We start from the raw sequence: 20,574 nt of genomic DNA on the forward strand, positions 1-20,574 counted from the left end.
ACTGATGTAGCCCGGGTCGGACGTGGTTGGGGCCGTCTTCGACGTGTAGTCCGTTGCAGGTGATGCGTTGCGCAGCGCGTCGATCGCCGTGGTTTGGTTACCGGCCTCGTCGTACTCATAGCTGGTGGTCGGAATCTTCGTGACGCTGCCGGTGGTATCGAATTTGCGCTGGCGGGTCGGCTGGCGGTAGCCGTCGTAGGTATCCTGCTACACCACCCGATGGCACCATGGATAGCTGCCAGCGGGCTCGTTATTACTGCTTGTGCCAGGCTTGATCGGGGTTCAAGGCACCGGTCTCGAAGGACGTCGTGGCAGCACGTACGGCAGCGTCGATAGAAACGACATGCCTGGCCGGATAGTTGCCAGCCTGCCCACCAGCAAAGATCATGACTTCCGATTGAGAACCGAGTCGATCAACAAGCTGCCAGAAGGTCTCGTTGTCAAAAGGTGGCGTACACCACCAGCCCGCCCGTCGCGGAGCCACCACACGCGATGTGAGCCTCTCCCCGCCCACGCCGCGCCGCGCGTGCCGAGCGCCTCCCCCACGCTCAACCCACAGAAACTGTTTCACGGTTCGCCACCGACCGCGGGCAACTATCGGCGCGGGGCCTCGTAGATGAGTTTGAATCGGTTGAAAGCATCGGGCCAAGGCGCATCCGTGGGCAGCACCGGAGCAAGAGCATCGAACACCCGGCGGACCGCTTGACCCTCGTACTCTGACAACCGCGGGGTCGCCTGCAACACAGCACCACCTGACGGCAACTCGACCGCATTCGCGAACGCCCCACTCGTACGAACCGCATTGATGCCACCCAGCCGCTGCAGAACGCCCGCCGACGTGACGGTCAGCCACGAATAGCCTCGAACCTGCGAGTCCGACAACGGCAACGTGTCCTCCGGGAAAGTCGCCCTCGATGCCTCAAGGGGTGTGCGCGTCCCGGCGCCGCTCGTGTCATCGGCAAGGAACCCGAACACAGCCGGCCACCGCTCGACCTGCGTGAGCAGAAACTCCCGCCACGACTCAGATACCTCGTCTGGGATCGGGTCGGTCTCACCCAGCGTGCCAACTGTGTATGTAGCGTCTACCCGTAACCACTGCCGCGCTTCCGGCGGACGTTGCCGGTAAGCCGAAATCGTCAGGCTGGGGACTCCGGCATGTCCGAACCTATTCAGGGTCGAGAACTTCGCCGACATCTCCACAGACACGTCCGTCGCCTGCGACAAGAACCGTTCCCAATTCTTCGGCGACCACGCGCGCAGCGACTTCGACAACCGCCGCTCCCCCTGCCCGATCACCAGTAGCGAACACCACCGCGAACCAACCGGCCCAAACGGCCCACCCGCCGGATCACGCAGGGCCTTCGACGCCAAACCCTTCGCCGGGAGTTCGGCAACGAACTCGCCCGCAAGCCGCTCTGCAGCCATCGTGAACCAATCCACGACCCGCGGACCTACCTCAGCAGAACCTTCCGGCAGCAGATAATCCAGCTCCGCGCGAAAGCCACGCGCCGACTTCAACCGTGTCGCCTCATCTGCCGCCGACATCTCATCAGCCACCCTGCGCCACTCCCATAGGTGTTCCCCTCCAAATCGCGTAGGCCACGAACCCCAGAACCGTGAGTACTCCGGCTGCCGTCTGACCAGTCGTCTTAGGATCCAGCGTCGGCACGGACCGCGGTTCCTCGTCATCCTTGTCCCTGCTGAACGTTGGATTCCTTGGCCCCCGTAACTTCACAGAGTAGGGATCGGAGTTGCCGTAGTCATACAGCTCCACGCCATCCTCGCCTATCTTCGACTCGACACTGATCAGCTCGCGCGGATTCGATCGGTTCGGCCGCTCTCGTGGGTCGAGCGCATACCCAGGTTGAACCCTAAATTCGCTGCCGAGTTGCTTCTGAAGGTAGTTTACATAGTCGACTTGCGCCTTCCCATCGTCCTCAGCGGCGCCGCCGCCGTGCTTGACCTCCCAAATCCACACGTCCTGCGGGGACCCATCCTTAGATTTCGGGCCCCACTGAATCACGTCCGCATAGCCATTCTGGTCGCCAGGGTTGACAAACGAGCCGCCCGCGACCAAGTTGTCCTTTCGCGACGTCGTCACGCGTCCGCGCTCGGGATGCTCCAACTGCGTTTGGTCGGCCGTCGCATCGACCGCGGTGTCATGGCGCTCGTTCCAGACTTCGTGCCACTTCAGTGGGTCGCCGTTTTCGTCGATGGCGTAGTGGCCGTTGAGTTCGATGCGGCTGATCGGGTTGCCGCCGCCGAACATGTACCGGTTCGCGTTCCACGGATCGGTCCCCAGGGAGAGGTCTTGGAGGGCGCCGTTGAACATGTCCCGGGTGAGGAACCGGTTCAGGCCAGGGTTGTACTCGCGGAACCCCATGTCGTAGGTGCCGGCGGCGCCGTCGAAACGGGCCGAGTTGAACCGGTACGGGTTGACGATGTCGGCATCGGTGTTCGCGTTCCCGGTGATGGCGTCATCGCCCGTGGTACCGGTCTTGTCAGGCTGGCCATACGCGGTGTAACGGTAGGTCGACGTGGTGGACCCGGTCGAGTCGGTCAACGTTTCGACGTCGCCGTGCGGGTTCGTGCCATAGAACGACTTCTTCGAAGAAGTCCCATTCACCGGCGAATCAACCAGCGACAAGTTCTCACCGCCGGCGCCGTACGCGTAGGACTTCGACGTCTTCCAGGTCCCGGTGCTGTCCTTCTCCTCCTCGGCCGTCACCTGGTTCGCCAGACCCACGAACGTGTACCGGGTCGTGACCGACGCCGCAGTGCCGACCTTCTCGGACTGGTTGACCACCCGGTCGAACGGGTCGTAGGTCTGATTGCGGGTGAACGTCGGAGTCCCGGTCGTGTCGAACTTCTGCTGCCGGGTGAGGCGGTCGTAGCCGTCGTAGGCGTTCTGCTCCACCACCTGCGCACCCACGTCGCTGCTGGTCGCGCGGCCGAACACGTCGTACCGCTGATACACCGTCGTCGAACCCGTCACCGTCTTGGTGAGCCGGTTGCGGTCGTAGGTCATCGTCGACGTCGTGGCGCCGATGGTCTGCTTGGTCGTGTTGCCGGCCGCGTCGTACTCGTAGGCCTCGTTGTCGCCCTTGTCCACCCCGGTCTTGGTCACCGCGGCGAGCTGACGCGCCGGGGTGTAGCTGTAGGTCGAAGCCTGGTCCAGATAGTCCGAACTGCCCGCCTTCAGCACCTTCTCGACATCGACGGAACGGTCGCCGTCAGGGGTGTAGAACAGCGAGTGCGACGAAACCAGCTTCCCGGCGCTGGTCTTCTCGGACAGGATCCGCTGCAAGCCGTCCTCGTGGTACGTGTACGTCGCCACGTTCCCGTTCGGTTTGGTGATCGTGGAGCGCCAACCATGCGGGTCGTAGGTGTAGGACCAGGTATCGGTGCTTGTCGAGGTCGAGCCGGCCTTGACGGTGTCGACCAGGTTCCGGACATCCCACGTGTAACCCGTGTAGCGAGACACACCGACCGTGTTCGCGTCCGCCGGGCGTTGGGCGTTGGTGGACAAGACGTTCGAGTCGAGGTCGTAGGTGTAGTCGGTGGTCGCCTTGCTGGTTGCGCCTTTGAGTTCCTCGACCTTCGAGGTGCGGCCGAGACCGTCAGAGGTGACCTTGTAGGTGTCGGTCGCGGCGTTGGGGTTGTTGTCCTTGACCTCGGTCTGCTGACCGTTCTGATCGTAGTTGTAGGTGAAGGACCGGTTGTCGACCGGGTTGGTCGAGACCAGCTTGATCGCGTCCGCCGACACCACACCCGTCGCCGACGGCGCCAACGTGATCGTCTTCGCGACACCGTTCGGGAACGAATAGTTCCCCAGGTTCACCCACGGAGTGGCGGCGGTGCACGCCTTCTGATCGACCGTCTTCGTCGCCGCGCCAGTGGAGTGGTTGATCGTGTACGTCGCCGCCGTGGTGGCGTCAGTACGGACCGGGCACGAGGCGTAGACGTCGAACGAACCTGCAACGTCGGGCAGTACCCGCCAACTGAAGGTGTCCGTTGAGCCCGTTGCCGCAGCGTGAGTCAGGTAGTTGGTGCCTTGGGTGTTGGTGCCACCGGTGACAGGTGTCCAAGTGCCGGTCGAACTGGTTTGCCAGGCGTCGGCATTGTCGACGATGTCGACCGGCTGCTGGGCTGCGGTGTCGGAGCGGGACTGCAGTGCGCCGTCGGGGTAATAGCCCCACGCCTGGGTGCGTTTGGCGTCGTCGCCGGGCACTGTCAGCGTGCGGTCGGTTTGCTGGCCCAACTGGTTGTAACCGTAGGTTGCGGTGATCTGCCACGGGTCCGTGGATGTCTTGATGTCACCGGAGCCGTAGTAGGTGAAGTTCGTCCACTGGCTACCGGAACTGCCGAACGTCGGCTCGGACTGCGCCTTGATCTCACCGGTCGGCCAGTACTGGATGAACGTGGACGACGGCGTCTTGTACAGCGTGCTGGCTGTGTCGAACGCCGACTTGTTCTGCACCGGCCGGTTGTTCTTGTCGTACACCGTTTCCGAGTACAGGCCGCTCGGCCGGGTCACACGGGTGACATTGCCGACCTCGTCGTACGCCGTCTTGGTGACCTGCTGGACCTGGTGCCCACCGATCGGCGTGTGCGGGACGCTCACCTCGATCGGCTGGCCGGCCTCGTCGTACTTGGTCGTCTTCGTATGGCCGCTCTGGTCGATCTCCGACATCACCAAACCGTCGGCGTCATACACCTTCTTACTGGTGTACCCGGCTGCGTCCGTGACGGCGGTCGGACGGTGGTTGAGGTCGTAGACGGTCTTCGACGTGTAGTCCGTTGCGGGCGATGCGTTGCGCAGCGGATCGATCACCGTGGTCTGGTTGCCGACCTCGTCGTACTCATAGCTGGTGGTCGGGGTCTTCGTCGACCCGTCGGAGTCGATGAACGGGGTCTCGACCTTCAGCACCTGACCGATCCGGTCATAGCTGTACTTCGCAACGAAGTCGTTCGGGTCCGTCGTGGTCGCGACACCCTTCGGCGCGGTCTCGGTCACCTTCCGGCCGAGGACGTCGTAGGTGTAGGCGAGCTGCCGGCCGGTCGTGTTGTTGTCCGGCAACGTCTTTGTCAGCACGTTGTCGGCAGCGTCGTAGGTCGACACCGACTGCGCACCGTTGGGTGCGGTCTCCTTGATGACGTTGTCGTTCAGGTCGTAGTCAGTGGCCGTGGTCCGCACCGCGGTCCCGTCGTACGGCTTGGTGACCTTGGTCGGGCGTCCGAACGCGTCGTACTCGGCCGTGGTCAGCCGCTGCTGCGCATCCTTGACCTGCACCACGTTGCCGCGGACATCATAGGTGAAGTCGGTCTTCGCGAGCTCCGGATCGGTGATCGACAACGGGTAGCCACTGGGGTCGTAGTTCGAGTCAGCGCCGTACTGGGTCGCGTTGCCCCGGGCATCAGTCGCCGTGGCCAGGGTCCCGGTCGAGTTGTAGATGTACGTCGGGCCGTAGCCGCGGCCGTTCTTGACGGTCTTGACGTTGCCGTTCGCGTCGTACGTGAAGTTTGTCGTCCGCCCGGCGGCGCTCTTCTTCGACATCAGCACCGTCGGCTTCGCACCCGTGGCCAGTGTCTGGTAGGTCAGGAGCACGCCCGGCAGTCCGTTCTTGACCGCCATCGCGTCCTTCACGATCAGCGGGTAACCGGTGTCCGGGTCGTACTCCCAGGTCGACACCGCACCGTTCGGCTCCTGCAGCCGGATAACGTTGTGGTCCTTGTCCCAGGCCAGCAACGTGGCTTTGGTTCCGCCGGCCGCGTTCTGGTTGGCATCGATGATGCTGGTCGTGCGGCCGAAGACGTCGACTCGGTACGTCGTGACCGACGGTGTCGTGCCGTTGATGTCGGTGACGGTCGCGACGAGGTCCTTGGACGGCGACGAGTTCGGATCGGTGTAGTCGAACGTCGTGTCGTTGCCCCGCCGATCGGTGTACTTCTTGGCCCAGCCCGCGAGCCTGGAGTTCTCCGTCGACGTGAAGTAGTCGACCTTCGTCTCCGCGTTGCGCGGGTCCTTGATCGAGATCAGCCTCGCGTTGCTGTTCGTCGAACTCGAACTGTAGGCGAACTGGAACACCTTGACGGGCGCACCCACGCCGAACGTCGCGGTCGCCTCGTCGAACGCGCCGCCGTCCTCGAGCTTGGTCAACTGATGCGAGCCGTTGTAACTGAACTTCAAGGCCCGGTTAGAGATGTCACGGATCCACACCAGACCTGCCGTGTCCCAGCCAAGCCGCAGGACCTGTCGGTTACGGGCGTCGGTGACCGTGGTCAACTGGCCGTTGGTGTCGTAGCTGTACGACATCGTGTTGCCGTTGCGGTCCACGACCGAGGTCTGCCGCCCAGTGGTGGAGTTGAAGTAGAACCGGGTCCCGTCCGGACGGGTGAACACCCACCCGTGCGCATCATCAGCAGTCTTGTCACGGCGCAACTCGAGGGCGACACCGGCCGGCCGCGTATACGTGGTTTCGAGCGTGGTATCCGTGGCGACCCGGTAGAACTGCGTCGTACCGTCCCCGTCGATGAACGACACCACGTTGTTGTTGTTGACCAGCAGACCACTGCCCAACCTGGCCAGTGTCGCCGGCTGCACCGAGACCCCGTACCCGGCACCGGCATCAAGGCCGTCCAGGGAGTTGTAGGCCAGCCTCACGAACGCTGACGGACCGATCGACGGGTTCGACAACGCGTCGTACGACCACACAACATTGCCGTTATAGAGGTTCGTCAGCAACTGCGAGCCGCCGCCGGTCTCCTCACCGGCATACGACAGATACTTCTCCAGCCCCAACTTGGTCGAGGTCGGTTCCTCGACATACCGGTCCACACACACCAGACCCGAGATCACCACCGCGCAACCCTGTGAAGGCACCGTCATGTTCGCCGACGGATGATTGGTCTTGGAGTACCAGTCGGTCCCGGTCCACAAGTCCAGGTACAGGTCGTAGGCCTGCCGCTTCGTGCCGCTGTCGGAGTTGATCGGCACATGGATCGGAAGCTGAAGCACCACCGACTCACCTGGCGCCAACGCCTTGCCCAGCGGCACGAACCTGTGACCGCTGGACACCGTGAGGTCGTCCCAGTTCGGCACCGTGCTCGGCGTGGCCCACCGAGACGACAACTGCAGCGTCGACGGCCACGTCTGATTCGACGTGTTCGTCACCGTGACGGGAGTCGTCACATCGGTGTTCGGGTTGAACCGCTCAGGAATCTCGTCGGCCTGATACGTCTCGGCATCGTTCTTCGCCAGATGCTCGATCCACAACCGCGGACGGAACAGGCTGTCCGGCGACTCCCCGTTCGTAATGGACACCAGCTGCTGCCCGGTCCCGCCGGTCTCATCACGGGTCCTCAACAACAGCCCGTGGTTGTCACCCGGGTTGTCGACCCACGACTGCAACTTCGTCAGCAACGCCGGGTTGCCGGCGGCCGGGAAGGTCAGCCGCTGTGCATTGCCGTCAGGACGCACCGATCCCAGCGTCGCCGGGTCATAGTCACCGCCCCCGGTGGTCCAGTTGATCGTGGAGGTCGCCTGGTTCCAGGTCGCCTCGGTTTCGACGAAGTCCCTGTTCAGTCCGTACAGGTCGAAGTCCGCCCGGCCGGTACCGGTCCCGTAGTTCGAGTACAGCTCCACCCGGGCGTCGGTGACCTTCGTCCCCTGCGTGATCGCCGACGTGTCGAACTTGAACACGCCCCGCTCGACCCCGTAGGTCGGATGGTTGTTACCGACCTGCACCCAAAATCTGGTGTTCCCGGTCCCGCCGTCCGGACGCGACAGGTTCACCGTCGGCTGCGTCTTGCTCAACGTGGTGTCGGAGATGTCGCCGCCGAACGACTGCAGGATCCGGCCCTCGCGCGGCGTTGTCACGGTCTGCACGTTCGACGCGGCCTTGCCGTTCGCTGCGCCGTCGCCGACGGTGCGGGCCACGACCCAGTAGTTGTACGTTGCCGGATCGGGGCTGCCGGTGCTCGTGAGCGTGGACGGCTTCGCGGAGGTGTCGGTGAACGAGGTGACGTCCGGCGGTACGGTCCCGACCAGCTCCACCGCGGCCGGGGACGTGGTCGAGAAGTAGTCGCTCACAGGCGTGGCACAGCCGTTCGCCGGCAGCGCGCGGCAGCCGCGCCAGATCTGGTACTCGACCAGGTCGTCCTCATCGGCAGGCGTCGGGTCGATGTACTTGTTCCAGGTCAGTTCGGGACCGGAGGCGTTGATCGTCGACGGCGGGTTCAGTGTCACCCCCGGCTCGTCGTAGGTGATCGTCAGGTTCGGCCGTGCGGCCGTCTCACCACCGAAAGTGTCCTCGCTCGCCGAGTAATACAAGCCGCCTGCAGGCGCGGTCGCCGGGTTCTCGTCGACCGCCTTCAGCATTACGCCGTAGTTCGGCGACTTACCGTTGATCCACGACTGGACGTAGCTGCCCATCGCGTACGAATGCCAGCCGTCCCGGTCGCCGGCCTGCTTGGTCGCCGTCGAGTACTTCGTCCACTTCATCGCATCCGCAACCGGGACCGTCAACGTCCCGGACTGGTCACGAGTGATCTTCACCTGCGTCGTACTGCCCGGACGCGAATGGATCGTGCCCAGCGTGTACCACTGCGCACCTCCAACGACGCCGGCGCCCTGGTCCCACGTCGTGGCCTGCGTCGTCACCTGGCCGTCCGCAGTCGCACCAACCAGAGTCGTCGGAAGCTTGCCACGCGCCGAACCCTGGAAGTAGAAGCCCTGCACCTGGTAGTCGCCGTCACTCGGCACACGCGCATTCCAGGTGAACGTGTCCGGCGTCGTCCCAGTCGGCGCAAAAGAGAACGACTTGTTGAATGCACTGTCGTTGCTCTGGTACTTCCACAAGCCTTCGTACGACGTCGACAACGTGTCCTGATCGTCCACCTGCACGACGTTGCTCGCGTACGTCCCGTCGAAGAACGTGTTCATCGATGACCACGTCGCCGTCGACTCCGACCAGTTCTGCGTCACCTTCACCGCCGCAAAGGGCAGCTTGTAGTCGCCGCCGAAGCCCGCCCCGTAGTGCAGGTTCAGATCGGCCGACCGGATCGTCGTGGTCGCCGGAATCATCGACAGGTCGAACTTCACCAGGCTCCGCCACGTGTTGTGGCTCGCGTCGTCGCCGACCAGCATCGTCGAGTTCGTGCCGTACGTCGTCGTCGCGTTCGCCTCGGAGATCGACGTGTCCTGCGCCGCCGCCGGATCCGGCACCACCACGATCGTCGGATCGATCACGACCGGAAACACGCGCTCCTTCGCCGTCAACCAGGACTGATCCGGCTTCAACGTCAGCAGCGTCTTGCCGCCCTGCTGGCTGACGGTCTGCGTGATCTTCTCCGAGTACCCAGGCTGCCCGAGCCGGTTCGCCGCTGACGAGTCGTACATGTTCGGCGCCGGGATCACGTACTTCGGACGGGTGTCGCCGTTCTTCTTGAAGAACCCGATCGACCCGTCCGGAAGTGCCTTCGCGGTCAGACCGCTGGTGTGCAACTCGAACGTGTACTCGTCCGCGGCGTCGGCGGCTGCCGTCAGTACCACGGTCTCCTTCACCCCGGTGCGCGACACGTAATACCGCACGTCCGCCGTACCGAACACATCGGCGAACGCCACCGACGAACCCTTCACCAACGGCGTCAACGGCCGCTTCTCCCCGGCCGCGCCGAGGCTGATCGACTCATCGCCGACCTCGAACGACAGCAATCGGTCACTGGACTTCCCGAACCGCGTCCGGAACGAGTTCTTCGAATTCTCGAACGAATCGTCGCCCGACCCCGGCGTCACCGTCGTGTCGATGTCCTGCCACTTGCCCTTGGAATCCTTGTAATGCACAGGCTCCGTCGACAGCTCAACCTGTGTCGTGCCGTCCGACATCCGGTAGCTCGTCGACGACGCCGTACGCCGGTCCTCGAGCTCCCGCACTCGTGTTGGCTTCGCGGCTGCAGCTGACGTCGTGGAGGCCTTCGCGATGCGCGCGGGAAGTGGCGGCGCCAGCGGCCCGACAGCCGCCCGAGGCGCTTGCTGTACGGCGCTTTGCACAACCTGCTGTGGATGCGCGAGGGCGGTGGCGGGAACTCCGAATGAAGCCGGGAGAGACAGGACGAGGGCATACGTCAGCAACCTGCGGGCGCGGCGCATCGACACTCCAAGACTGGGCGGATATCCGGCGCACCCCGAGCGACACCGGCGAGAGACGAAGAGATTTTTATCCTTCGAAAGCAGGCCTGGACAAGCCACCGCCGGCAGATTGCAGGAAGCTGCAGCGACACGCAGTTCGGCAGGCCTGGCGTGGGTCTGGCGTGTTAGGGCCCGCAGCTCAGGCAGGGCCAGGGTTGGCCGCAGTGGGTGCAGAGGCCTTCGGGGGTTGGGGGTGGGAGCCAGACGGTGGGGGTTGGGGTTGTGGGGGTGGTGTGTTCGCTTGTTGGGGGCGGTAGGGGTGTGGGGGTCCAGTGGAGTTGGGTGCGGGCGTCGGGGGCGTGGGTGGCCAGCAAGGCGGGGATGCCGGCGTCCCAGGTGGCGGTGCTGGGCCACGGGCCGCGCCAGCGGAGGGTGGCTGCGCCGTCGGACCACTCCACGCCCTCGGCGAGGATCGCGGTGGGGTTGGTATGGCGGACCAGACGGAAGAGGCGGGCCTGGGGCTGCAGCGGGTTCACCTCTTCAGAGTCGCCCAGAACGCACTGCGGACAACAGGTGTTTGCTGTGGGCTGTGGGAACAGCCCACAGCCCCCATGCCCTTGTTTTGAACGGTTTTGTCGGCGAGGGCTTGTAGCTTTGCCGGCACGCACCACATGAGCTCGAAGCACGAACGGGGTGGTCCTGTGACTTTCGGTTCCCTACTGCGGCAGTGCAGGCAGACGGCCGGGCTGAGCCTGCGGCAACTGGCAGCACAGGTCGGGTACGACCACAGCTATCTGTCGCAGGTGGAGCGCGGGCAGCGGCCGGGCTCTGCCGACCTGGCGCGGCTCTGCGACGAGCAGCTCGGCACTGCCGGCCGGCTGACTGCCACGTTCGCGCAAAGGCCTGCACGAACACGACAGCAGGCAGACGCGTTGGAGGCAGGTTCGTTGGAGGCAGCTTGGCGAGGGCTGGTCGGCACACTCGACGCCGGCGCTCCCGCCGAGCTGTTCAGCGACTGCCGTGCGGTGCCTCCGGCCGCGCTGCTGCCAACCCTGCTGGCTCAGCTGCGCGGTGCGGACGGCACGGAGGCAGTCGAGCTGAGCGCCCTGATCGCGGAGACGCTGACAAGGCAGGACGACCGCAGTACGGCGCGGCGGTGGTGGTGGGCTGCCCGAAGCGCCGCAGACAGCGTCGGCTACGGAGGGACAGTGCGCGCCAGGGAGACACTCTGCGGGCTGTCCGAGCGCCGCGCATTGCCCGAGCTACTGGAGTTGGCGGACGAAGCGGTTGGCCTCGATCGTCAGAGCTACCTGCCGCGGGCAGCGCGCGCGTTGGTCCTCGCTGAGCTCGGCCGGCGTCAGGACGCACACGGCGCGTTGCAGGAGCTGATCGGCATCGGCGACGAGCTCGCACCGACGTACCAACTGCACTGGGCGGAGGGACGCGTATGCACTCTCCTTGGGTACGGCGTGGCCGGCTGTGTGTTGCTGGAGCGCGCGCGGGAGCTCTGCCCCGAGCTCTGGGTCGGCGACCGCGCCAGGCTCGACCTGTGCCTCGCGGAGTGCCTGGCGGTTGCGGGAGAGCCCGCAGCCGGCCTGGCGATGGCCCTGCGTGTGCTGGTGGAGCTACCGGACGAGTGGCACGACTCGTTGGTGTACGACGCCGCCGAGCGCGTGCTGCACGTCGTACAGGCGCAGCCAGGCTCGGCCGAGCTGACGTGGTGGTTGGCGCGGAGTGGCCGGAGTGTGGGCGGCGGGTCGAGGTGGAGGTGAGGGCAGGGGTAGCGTGCGGCAAGTGACAGGTGAACAGGTAGTGACAGACGCATGGGACTACGCGGTCGAGCTGCGGAGCGACCCGGCCAGCGCGGAGGCTCGGGCTGCCGTGCTCAAGGACCCTGCGTTCGGGCAGTCCTTCACTGACCACATGGTGGTCGCCAACTGGTCAGCCGACCGTGGATGGCACAGCCCGAAGGTCACGGCGTACGCACCGCTCTCGCTCAGCCCTGCTGCCGCTGTCTTCCACTACTCGCAGGAGATCTTCGAGGGCCTCAAGGCGTATCGGCACCCGGACGGGTCGGTGTGGGCCTTCCGCCCGGACCGGAATGCCGCCCGGTTCAGTGCGAGCGCTGAGCGGCTTGCACTGCCTCACCTGCCGGAAGAGGAGTTCATTGCGGCCCTGCGCGCGTTGGTGACCGTCGACGAGGCCTGGGTGCCGTCGGCCGCGGACGGGGAGACCAGCCTGTACCTACGGCCGTACATGATCGCCACCGAGGCAGCTCTGGCTGTCCGGCCGTCCCACGAGGTGCTGTTCGGCGTCATCGCTTCACCCGCCGGCCCGTACTTCAACACAGGCCCCAAGCCGGTGTCGATCTGGCTGACCACCTCCACGATCCGCGCCACCCCCGGCGGGACGGGCGCGGCCAAGTGCGGCGGCAACTACGCGTCCAGCCTGGCAGGCCTGGCCGAGGCGGTCGCGAACGGTTGCGAGCAGGTCGCGTTCGTCGACGCCGTCGAGCACAAGTGGCTCGAGGAGATCGGCAGCATGAACATGTTCTTCGTGTACGCCGACGGCCGGATCGCCACGCCGGAGCTGTCCGGCTCGATCCTCGAAGGCGTCACCCGTGCCTCGGTCCTCGAGCTCGCCGCCGACCTCGGCCACCCGGTCGAGGAGCGCCGGATCTCCGCCGACGAATGGCGCGACGGCGTCCGGACCGGCGAGATCACCGAGGTCTTCGCGTCCGGCACCGCCGCGGTGATCACCCCGATCGGCCGGCTCGCCTGGCCCGACGGCGACCTCACCATCGGCGACCACTCCGTCGACCACGGCGTCGGCCCGGTCACCGCCAAGATCCGCAGCACCCTGCTCGACCTCCAGTACGGCCGCACCCCCGACACCCGCAACTGGCTCACCCGGCTGGCCTGATGCCGTTTGTCCCCGGCGCCGGTTAGGTTGGCGTCATGGCCGAGTCCAAGGGGAAGTCTCCGGCGGTCGAGCTGGAGGTCGGTAGTCGGACGGTGCGGATCTCCAATCCGGACCGGGTGTACTTCCCTGCGCGGGGTGAGACCAAGCTGGATCTGGTCAACTACTACCTCTCGGTCGGGGACGGGATCGTGAACGCGCTCCGGGAGCGGCCGTGCATGTTGCACCGGTTCCCGGAGGGGGTCGCCGGCGAGAAGGTGCACCAGAAGCGGCTCCCGCACGGGGCGCCGCCGTGGATGGAGACCGTCCGCGTGAAGTTCCCGCGGTACAACCGGACCGCGGACGAGCTCTGCGTCACCGAACTCGCCCACGTGGCGTGGGCGGTGCAGATGTCGACGGTCGAGTTCCACCCCTGGAACTCGCGGCGCGCCGACACCGAGAAGCCCGACGAGTGGCGGATCGACCTGGACCCGATGCCCGACTGCCCGTTCGATCGGGTACGCCGGGTCGCGCACACCGTGCACGAGGTCCTCGACGAGCTCGGCGCTGTCGGCTACCCGAAGACGTCGGGCGGCAGCGGGATCCACATCTACGTCCGCGTCGAACCGGCGTACGGTTTCAGCGACGTACGGCGGGCCGCGCTCGCGTTCGCGCGTGAGGTGGAGCGGCGTACGCCGGAGGACGTGACGACCACGTGGTGGCGTAAGGACCGCGACCCGCGGCTGGTCTTCGTCGACTACAACCAGAACGCCCGCGACCACACGATCGCCAGCGCGTACTCGGTGCGCGGCAACCCGGAAGGCACGGTGTCGACCCCGATCCGCTGGGACGAGGTCGACGACGTGAACCCGAAGGACTTCACGATCGCGACCGTCCCCCAGCGGTACGCCGACCTCGGCGACCTGCACGCGACGATCGACGACCATCCGTACTCGCTGGACACGTTGATCGAGTGGGCGGATCGCGACGAACGCGAAGGCGCCGAGGCCCCGCCCGAGGACTAGTACCAGACAGGTCCTAACCAGCGAGCCCGTGGTGCAGCAGATCGGTGAGCACGTCGATCGCCGCCTCGTCCGTGATCGTCTGCCCGTTCGCAGGGTTCACCACGAGCCAGGTATAGGCGAAGCCCTCCATCAGGGCGTTCATCGCGGAGATCGCGACCAGCGGATCGGCCGGCGGATCCGGCAGGTGGGCGAAGTGCTCGATCATGTGCTGGTCGTCGTCGGCCATGATCCGCTGCAGCCGCCGTCCCAGCTCCGGGTCCAGCATCGCGGCCTGCTTCACCGCGATCATCTCCGGCAGATGCGCCTTGTAGAACCGCCAGAACGCCGAGACGTGCCAGCGAATCGCTGACAGCTTGCTGAAGTCGGGATCGTGCCCGGAGTCGTCGAGGACCGCCTCGTCCACCTCCGCGAGCATGTCGCGGAGCAGCGCCTCCAGCAGCTCTTCCTTGCTCGCGAAGTGGTTGTAGAACGACCCCGTCGCGCGCCCGGCCGCCGCGGTGACGTCGGTGATCTTCGTGTTCAGGTAGCCGCGCTCGGCGAAGACGTCGCGCGCGGCCTGCTTGAGCGCCGCCTCGGTCCCGGCCGCCCGCTGCCGGCGGCTCACCGTGTCCGTCACGAGTACCTCCTTGACAACGAACCCTAGTCCTGCACACACTGAATCTGAATTCAGTGAATCACAATTCACCCAAGGGGACGAGATGAACATCCTGATCGCGGGCGCCGGACCGACCGGACTCACCCTCGGCATCGAGCTGGCCAGGCGCGGCATCGCGGTCCGCGTCATCGACAAGGCGACCGAGTACTTCGAAGGCTCCCGCGGCGACGGCCTGCAACCGCGGACGCTCGAGGTGTTCGAGGACCTGGGCGTCCTGCACGAGGTCTTCGCCCAGGGCCGCGCCGTACCAGTGCTGAAGATCCACGTGGGCGGCAGGTTCGCCGGCGAGCGCCGGATGGCCGACCCGGTCGAGCCGACCTCGGACGTCCCGTACCCGAACGGCTGGATGATCGGCCAGTCCCGCACCGAGCGGATCCTCCGCGACAAGCTCGCCGAGTACGGCGTGAGCGTCGAGCTCGGCACCGCGATCACCGGGTTCACCCAGAGCGCGGACGCCGTGACCGCCGAGCTCTCCACCGGCGAATCGCTGCGGGTCGACTACCTGGTCGGCGCCGACGGCGGGCGGAGCTTCGTCCGCAAGCACCTCGGGATCCCGTTCGAGGGGACCACCGACGAGTCGATCCGGATGCTGCTCGGCGACGTCGCGGCCGACGGGCTCGACCACGAGTACGGGTACTGGTTCGGGTCGCAGGACAACCCGATGGAGGGCATCGTGATGACCCCGCTGGCGGGCGGCGACCAGTTCCAGTTCGGCACGCCGATCGAAGGCGACACGTCCCTGGAGGGGCTGCAGGCGCTTGTGGACAAGTACGCCGGCCCCGGTACGGCGAAGCTCCGCGACCTGACCTGGTCGACCGTCTGGCGCCCGAACGTGCGGCTCGCGGCGAAGTTCCGCGTCGGGCGGGTCTTCATCGCCGGCGACGCCGCCCACGTACACCCGCCGACGGGCGGCCAGGGCCTCAACACCGGCGTCCAGGACGCGTACAACCTGGCCTGGAAGCTGGCCGACGGACGCGAGGAGGTGCTGGCGACATACGAGACCGAGCGCCGCACCAACGCCAAGCGCGTCCTCGGGATCAGCGAGGAGCTGATGCAGAAGCACGTCGACGGCGACGAGTCGGCGCTGGACCGCGGCGAGAACACCCGCCAGCTGGACATCTCGTACCGCGATCCGGCCGACCACCGGCCACTCGCACCAGGTGACCGGGCGCCGGACGCTCCGGTGACCGATGCCGAGGGCAACAAGATCCGCCTGTTCGAGCTGCTCCGGGGCCCGCACGAGACCCTGCTGCGCTTCTCCCCCACCACGCCGGCCGCGCATCCGCACACCGTCGACATCACGTCCCCGGAGGCCTTCGCGATCTACCACGCCCAGCCGGGCGACGAGATCCTCATCCGCCCGGACGGGTACCTGGCCTAGGATCCCTCACGTGCAGACCCTCGAGGCCGCCGCTGCCTACGAACGTGCCGTCGAGCTGGCGACGCACGGACGGCGGCAGCTGCTCGGGATCACGGGGGCGCCAGCGGCCGGCAAGTCGACGTACGCCGAGCAACTCGCCGCGAAGCTGAGCGCCGACGGGCACCGGGTAGCGCTCGTCCCGATGGACGGGTTCCACCTGGCGCAGTCGGTGCTCGAGAAGCTGGGCCTCGCCGACGTGAAGGGCGCGCCGCACACGTTCGACGGCCTCGGTTTCGTCGCACTGCTCCGGCGGCTGAAAGCGTCGCCCGACGAGCAGATCTGGGCACCGCGTTTCGACCGCGGCATCGAGGACTCGATCGCCGCGAGCATCGGCGTCGCCCCAGACGTCACACTCGTCCTGACCGAGGGCAACTATCTGCTCCTCGACGAGTCTCCTTGGTCGACGATCCGCACGCTGCTCGACCAGTGCTGGTACGTCGACGTACCGGAGGACCTGCGCCACGAACGTCTCGAGGCACGACACCGGGCGTACGGCAGATCACCCGAGGAAGCCCACGAGCGGACCTACGGCTCCGACGAACGCAACGCACAGCTGATCGCGGCGACCGCACAGGCCGCCGACGCGATCATCCAACCCGTTCGATAAAGGCCACGACACCGTCCGGGTAGCCCGGAGTTGTGGTCTGTTCCTGTTCTCCGACCACACTCGTCGTCGGCGAACCGGAAGATAACTTTTCGACACAGGACGAATACGCGGGGTGTGACCCCTTGGCCGGGTTAACGTCAAAGTCCCCCCCAACGTGTGGAGGTCCCACTCCCCCCGGGACCCACACGGACAAGCGCCCCGATCACCGATCGGGGCGCTCTGTTTTCTTCCCACTTTCTTTCCACGCCGGTGTCGATTCCTCCCCTCCTGGTTCGACGTATCAGTGAGAGCGACCAAAGGAGAGGGTCAGAATGAACACCACCACCGACACCCGGAACATGATCATCACGATGCTCGCCGAGGGCAGCCCGGTCTGGTACGTGGCCGGCATGGTGAACATGCGCAGCCACGACGTCTACCTGATCGGCCGCGAGGCCGGGTACCCCGACAAGGCCAAACTGCGCCGAGCCGTCTGGGCCGCCCGGAACCGGGTACCGCAAGCCGCCTGACCCAATCCCTCAGGCCGCTCGAACCGCCGCCGTCCCCTGCCCGGGGACGCGGCGGTTTCGCTTGTCTAGGGTGAGCCCGTGGACGATGTCAGCGTTGTGGATTACCACACGGCCGGGGAGCCGTTCCGGATCGTGACCTCGGTGGAGATCCCGGGGGCGACGGTCGCGGACCGTCGGGTCGCCGCGCAGTCGTCAGAGGCGATCGACGCGGTCCGGCAGTTGCTGGTGAACGAACCGCGCGGTCACGCCGACATGTACGGCGGCTTCGTCGTACCGGGCGACGACGACGGCGCCGACTTCGGCGTGGTGTTCTGGCACAAGGACGGGTACTCGACCGCCTGCGGGCACGGCACGATCGCACTCGCGACCTGGGCCGTGGACACCGGCCTGGTCCCCGCCGGCGATGTCGTCATCGACGTACCGTCCGGTCGCGTCACCGCGCACGTCGGGCCCGATGGTGTTGCCTTCCGCAACGTTCCCTCGTACGTGCTCCGGCGCGGGATCCAGCTCACGACGTCGCGTGGAGAGGTGACGGCGGACATCAGCTACGGCGGGGCGTTCTACGCGTCGGTCCTCGCCTCGTCGGTCGGCCTCTCGGTGACACCGGCGTCGTACGCGGACCTGATCGCGATCGGCCGCGAGATCAAGTGGGCACTCGACCCGGTCGCCGTCCACCCGACCGACCCGCGGCTGAGCGGCCTCTACGGCACGATCCTGTACGACGACCTCGGCTCGTGGGCGCACGGCCCGTACCAGCGCAACCTCGCGGTCTTCGCCGACGGCGAGGCGGATCGTTCGCCGTGCGGCTCCGGTACGTCGGCTCGCCTGGCCCTGCTGCACGACGAGGGCCGGCTCGAGCCCGGGCAGACGCTCCGCCACGACTCGATCGTCGGTACGTCGTTCCGCGGCCGGGTCGTCTCGGAGGCACCCGAGGGCGTGATCACGGAGGTCGTCGGGAGCGCGTACCGCACCGGCAGCGCGACGTTCACGCTCGACCCGCGCGACCCGCTCGGCACCGGGTTCGTGCTGCGCTGATCTCAGATTGCGACGCTGCTTGTCGCGCGGGCCCGCTAGGTTGATCCTCATGATCTTCATTACCGCGAAGTTCCGGGTGAAGCCCGAGCACGCCGAGGACTGGCCGTCGATCACCGCCGACTTCACCGCCGCGACCCGCGCGGAGCCGGGCTGCCTGTGGTTCGACTGGTCACGCTCGCTCGACGACGCCGACGAGTACGTGCTGGTCGAGGCCTTCGCCGACGACGAGGCCGCGACGCGGCACGTCACCTCCGACCACTTCAAGGCGGCCCAGCAGCACCTCCCGCCCTACCTCGTCGAGACCCCGCGCATCGTCAACTTCAAGGTGCCGCAGGACGACTGGTCGGAGCTCGGCGAACTCGCCGTCTGATCAATCAAACCGGCCGGCTCCGGCGTCAGTAGAACCAGTCACTCCTTTTCAGAAGCGTAGAGTGACGGAACTGTTACTGACCGAAACGGGGAGTGGTCGTGCTCAGGACTGTTGGTGCGATGGTGGGCTGCGCGGCGCTGGTGGCCGGCGGGGCAGCGGTGGAGACGAGCCCACAGCAGACGATCCAGGTGTGGCTGACGCCGGACCTGGCCGGTGCCGAGCGGTTCGCGGCCGCCGTCTCCACACCGGGCAGTTCCCTGTACCACCACTATCTGAGCCCTGACGAGTACACGGCCCGGTTCGGTCCGTCGGCAGCCGAAGCTGCGACGGTTGTTGACCAGCTGAAGGCGCGCGGCCTGACAGATGTGAAGGTCAGCAGCGACCGCTCGTACGTCTCAGCTTCCGGCCCGTCGGCGACGGTGCAGTCGCTGCCGGCGATGGCGCTCGGCATGACCGGGCCGGGCGGTACGAGCTCCGCGTCGGCTCGCACGGCACGAGCCGCGAAGCCGACCTGCTCGCAGTACTGGGGTCAGCACGTGCAGACGGTCAAGCCGGCGTACCGCGGTCTCACCAAGGCGTCGCTGCCGATCTGCGGGTATTCCGCCGGTCAATTGCGTACGGCGTACGGCGCGAGTCGGGCCTTCACGGGCAAGGGACAGACCGTGGCACTGACCGAAAGCCTCGCGCCGACAGAGATGCTCCAGACGCTCCGCGAGTACGCGCGCCGGAACCACCTGCCGGCGCCGAAGGCCGACCAGTACAAGGAGATCCACCTCGGCGGTAGCTGCGGTCAGGCGTCGCGGAGTGCCGCGCCGTACAACGACGAAGCGGAGATGGACTCCGAGGCCGTCTACGCGATGGCGCCGGACGCCAAGCAGCTGATGGTTGTCGGAGGCGGCTGCGACGAGGACCAGGCCCTGCTCAACGCGGTCGCCGCCGTCCTGCAGGGCGACGGCCACCGCCCGAGCGCCTCGATCGTGTCGAATTCCTGGCAGATCCCGATCGGCGACGTACCGCCGAAGACCGTGCACGCCCTCGCTGTTCGCGCAGCCGCCGAAGGCGTCGGGCTGTACTTCTCGTCCGGCGACACGACCGGGCTGACCACCACCGCATCGGATCCGTTCGTGACAGCGGTCGGCGGTACGACGCTGGGCCTCGACGCGCGGGCGAAGCGTGTGTTCGAGACGGGTTGGTCGAACGAGACGGCGATCCCGGACAGCGGCAAGTGGAGTGGCGTGGGGCTGACGTCGGGCGGAGGTGGGACCAGCCTGGTGTGGGCGCAACCGGCGTACCAGAAGGGCGTCGTACCGGCATCGATGTCGCACGTCCGGATCGGCGGGCGGACCGTGGTGAACCGAACGGTGCCGGACATCTCCGCAGTCGGCGACATCGACACTGGCATGCTGACGGGCTACACGGACTCGGACAGCAAGCGCTACGTGACGCAGGTCAACGCAGGGACCAGCCTGTCCGCACCGTTGGTCGCAGGTCTCGTCGCCGACGCGCAGCAGGGCCGCCATGCGTTCGGCTTCATCAACCCGCTCATCTACCGGCTGCACGGCACCCCGGCGTTCCGCGACGTCCTGCCGCTGCCCGCGACAACACCCCAGCAGAACCGCGCCGCCTTCACCCCGGCCGACGGCACGGACAGCGCGTCCCTCGACGTCTTCGACTCCCACGACCGCGCGGAAACCGATCAGGTCACCGTGAAGGGTTATGACACCGTGACCGGAGTGGGCACCCCGAACGGCCTCCCCTTCATCCTCGGCCTCCGCCTGACCGGCAACCCCGGATAAAACCGAAGGCCCGGACCATCAGGTCCGGGCCTTCGTTCCGTAGCGGGGGCAGGATTTGAACCTGCGACCTCTGGGTTATGAGTAGGCACGGAGGTGTCTCAGCGCGTCGCGACAGTCCCGAACCATCAGC

At 66.5% G+C, this 20,574-nt stretch carries 12 protein-coding genes; 9 read left to right on the forward strand and 3 right to left on the reverse strand.

Annotated elements, in window-relative coordinates:
- Positions 1-594: 594 nt before the first annotated feature.
- Both AB0M51_RS41230 and AB0M51_RS41235 read right to left on the reverse strand, forming a co-directional pair.
- The gene (locus tag AB0M51_RS41230) at positions 595-1,557 is read right to left on the reverse strand and encodes a hypothetical protein (RefSeq protein ID WP_363754236.1); all 963 of its coding nucleotides are present in this window, start codon (positions 1,555-1,557) and stop codon (positions 595-597) included.
- Complete coding sequence (locus tag AB0M51_RS41235) at positions 1,550-9,886, reverse strand: DNRLRE domain-containing protein (RefSeq protein ID WP_363754239.1); 8,337 nt, start codon at positions 9,884-9,886, stop codon at positions 1,550-1,552. Before AB0M51_RS41235 ends, AB0M51_RS41230 begins: the two co-directional genes overlap by 8 nt.
- A gap of 944 nt (positions 9,887-10,830) precedes the next feature.
- Here AB0M51_RS41235 and AB0M51_RS41240 point away from each other — a divergent pair.
- From AB0M51_RS41240 to ligD, 3 genes are read left to right on the forward strand one after another with little or no spacing between them, the layout of a single operon-like run.
- Positions 10,831-11,901, forward strand: a complete 1,071-nt coding sequence (locus AB0M51_RS41240; protein WP_363754242.1) for a helix-turn-helix transcriptional regulator — start codon at positions 10,831-10,833, stop codon at positions 11,899-11,901.
- Between the two features lie 40 nt (positions 11,902-11,941).
- Positions 11,942-13,051 carry a branched-chain amino acid aminotransferase gene (locus AB0M51_RS41245; RefSeq protein WP_363754245.1) on the forward strand — a complete coding sequence of 370 codons (1,110 nt, stop codon included), beginning with the start codon at positions 11,942-11,944 and terminating at the stop codon, positions 13,049-13,051.
- 35 nt (positions 13,052-13,086) lie between these two features.
- Positions 13,087-14,052 (forward strand): non-homologous end-joining DNA ligase, encoded by a 966-nt coding sequence (gene ligD, locus AB0M51_RS41250; RefSeq protein ID WP_363754248.1) that lies wholly within the window; start codon positions 13,087-13,089, stop codon positions 14,050-14,052.
- A 13-nt stretch (positions 14,053-14,065) separates the two neighbouring features.
- Here ligD and AB0M51_RS41255 read toward each other — a convergent pair whose 3' ends face one another.
- Entirely contained in the window at positions 14,066-14,668 is a 603-nt protein-coding gene (locus AB0M51_RS41255; RefSeq protein WP_363754251.1) for a TetR/AcrR family transcriptional regulator, read from the reverse strand.
- Between the two features lie 82 nt (positions 14,669-14,750).
- On the opposite strand from AB0M51_RS41255, the gene AB0M51_RS41260 reads away from it, so the two are divergent.
- The 6 genes from AB0M51_RS41260 (at position 14,751) to AB0M51_RS41285 (ending at position 20,444) form a co-directional block, all read left to right on the forward strand.
- Positions 14,751-16,088, forward strand: a complete 1,338-nt coding sequence (locus tag AB0M51_RS41260; RefSeq protein WP_363754254.1) for an FAD-dependent monooxygenase — start codon at positions 14,751-14,753, stop codon at positions 16,086-16,088.
- 10 nt (positions 16,089-16,098) lie between these two features.
- Complete coding sequence (locus AB0M51_RS41265) at positions 16,099-16,734, forward strand: nucleoside/nucleotide kinase family protein (RefSeq protein ID WP_363754257.1); 636 nt, start codon at positions 16,099-16,101, stop codon at positions 16,732-16,734.
- A 311-nt stretch (positions 16,735-17,045) separates the two neighbouring features.
- The gene (locus tag AB0M51_RS41270) at positions 17,046-17,243 is read left to right on the forward strand and encodes a hypothetical protein (protein ID WP_344193378.1); all 198 of its coding nucleotides are present in this window, start codon (positions 17,046-17,048) and stop codon (positions 17,241-17,243) included.
- Positions 17,244-17,321: 78 nt separating this feature from the next.
- Positions 17,322-18,278 carry a proline racemase family protein gene (locus AB0M51_RS41275; RefSeq protein WP_363754261.1) on the forward strand — a complete coding sequence of 319 codons (957 nt, stop codon included), beginning with the start codon at positions 17,322-17,324 and terminating at the stop codon, positions 18,276-18,278.
- A gap of 49 nt (positions 18,279-18,327) precedes the next feature.
- On the forward strand, positions 18,328-18,648 hold the full coding sequence (locus tag AB0M51_RS41280; RefSeq protein WP_344193374.1) for a putative quinol monooxygenase: 321 nt from the start codon (positions 18,328-18,330) through the stop codon (positions 18,646-18,648).
- Positions 18,649-18,746: 98 nt separating this feature from the next.
- On the forward strand, positions 18,747-20,444 hold the full coding sequence (locus tag AB0M51_RS41285; RefSeq protein ID WP_363754265.1) for a protease pro-enzyme activation domain-containing protein: 1,698 nt from the start codon (positions 18,747-18,749) through the stop codon (positions 20,442-20,444).
- The last annotated feature ends 130 nt before the right edge of the window (positions 20,445-20,574 follow it).

Origin of the sequence: Kribbella sp. NPDC051137 (assembly GCF_040682535.1) — a bacterium.
GTDB classification, from domain to species: Bacteria; Actinomycetota; Actinomycetes; order Propionibacteriales; family Kribbellaceae; genus Kribbella; species Kribbella karoonensis.

Bases quoted from the DNA above. Each gene is read 5' to 3' on its own strand.
- AB0M51_RS41235 (WP_363754239.1), bottom strand. From the start codon at position 9,886: ATGTCGGACGGCACGACACAGGTTGAGCTGTCGACGGAGCCTGTGCAT.
- ligD (WP_363754248.1), top strand. From the start codon at position 13,087: ATGGCCGAGTCCAAGGGGAAGTCTCCGGCGGTCGAGCTGGAGGTCGGT.
- AB0M51_RS41260 (WP_363754254.1), top strand. From the start codon at position 14,751: ATGAACATCCTGATCGCGGGCGCCGGACCGACCGGACTCACCCTCGGC.
- AB0M51_RS41270 (WP_344193378.1), top strand. From the start codon at position 17,046: ATGAACACCACCACCGACACCCGGAACATGATCATCACGATGCTCGCC.
- AB0M51_RS41280 (WP_344193374.1), top strand. From the start codon at position 18,328: ATGATCTTCATTACCGCGAAGTTCCGGGTGAAGCCCGAGCACGCCGAG.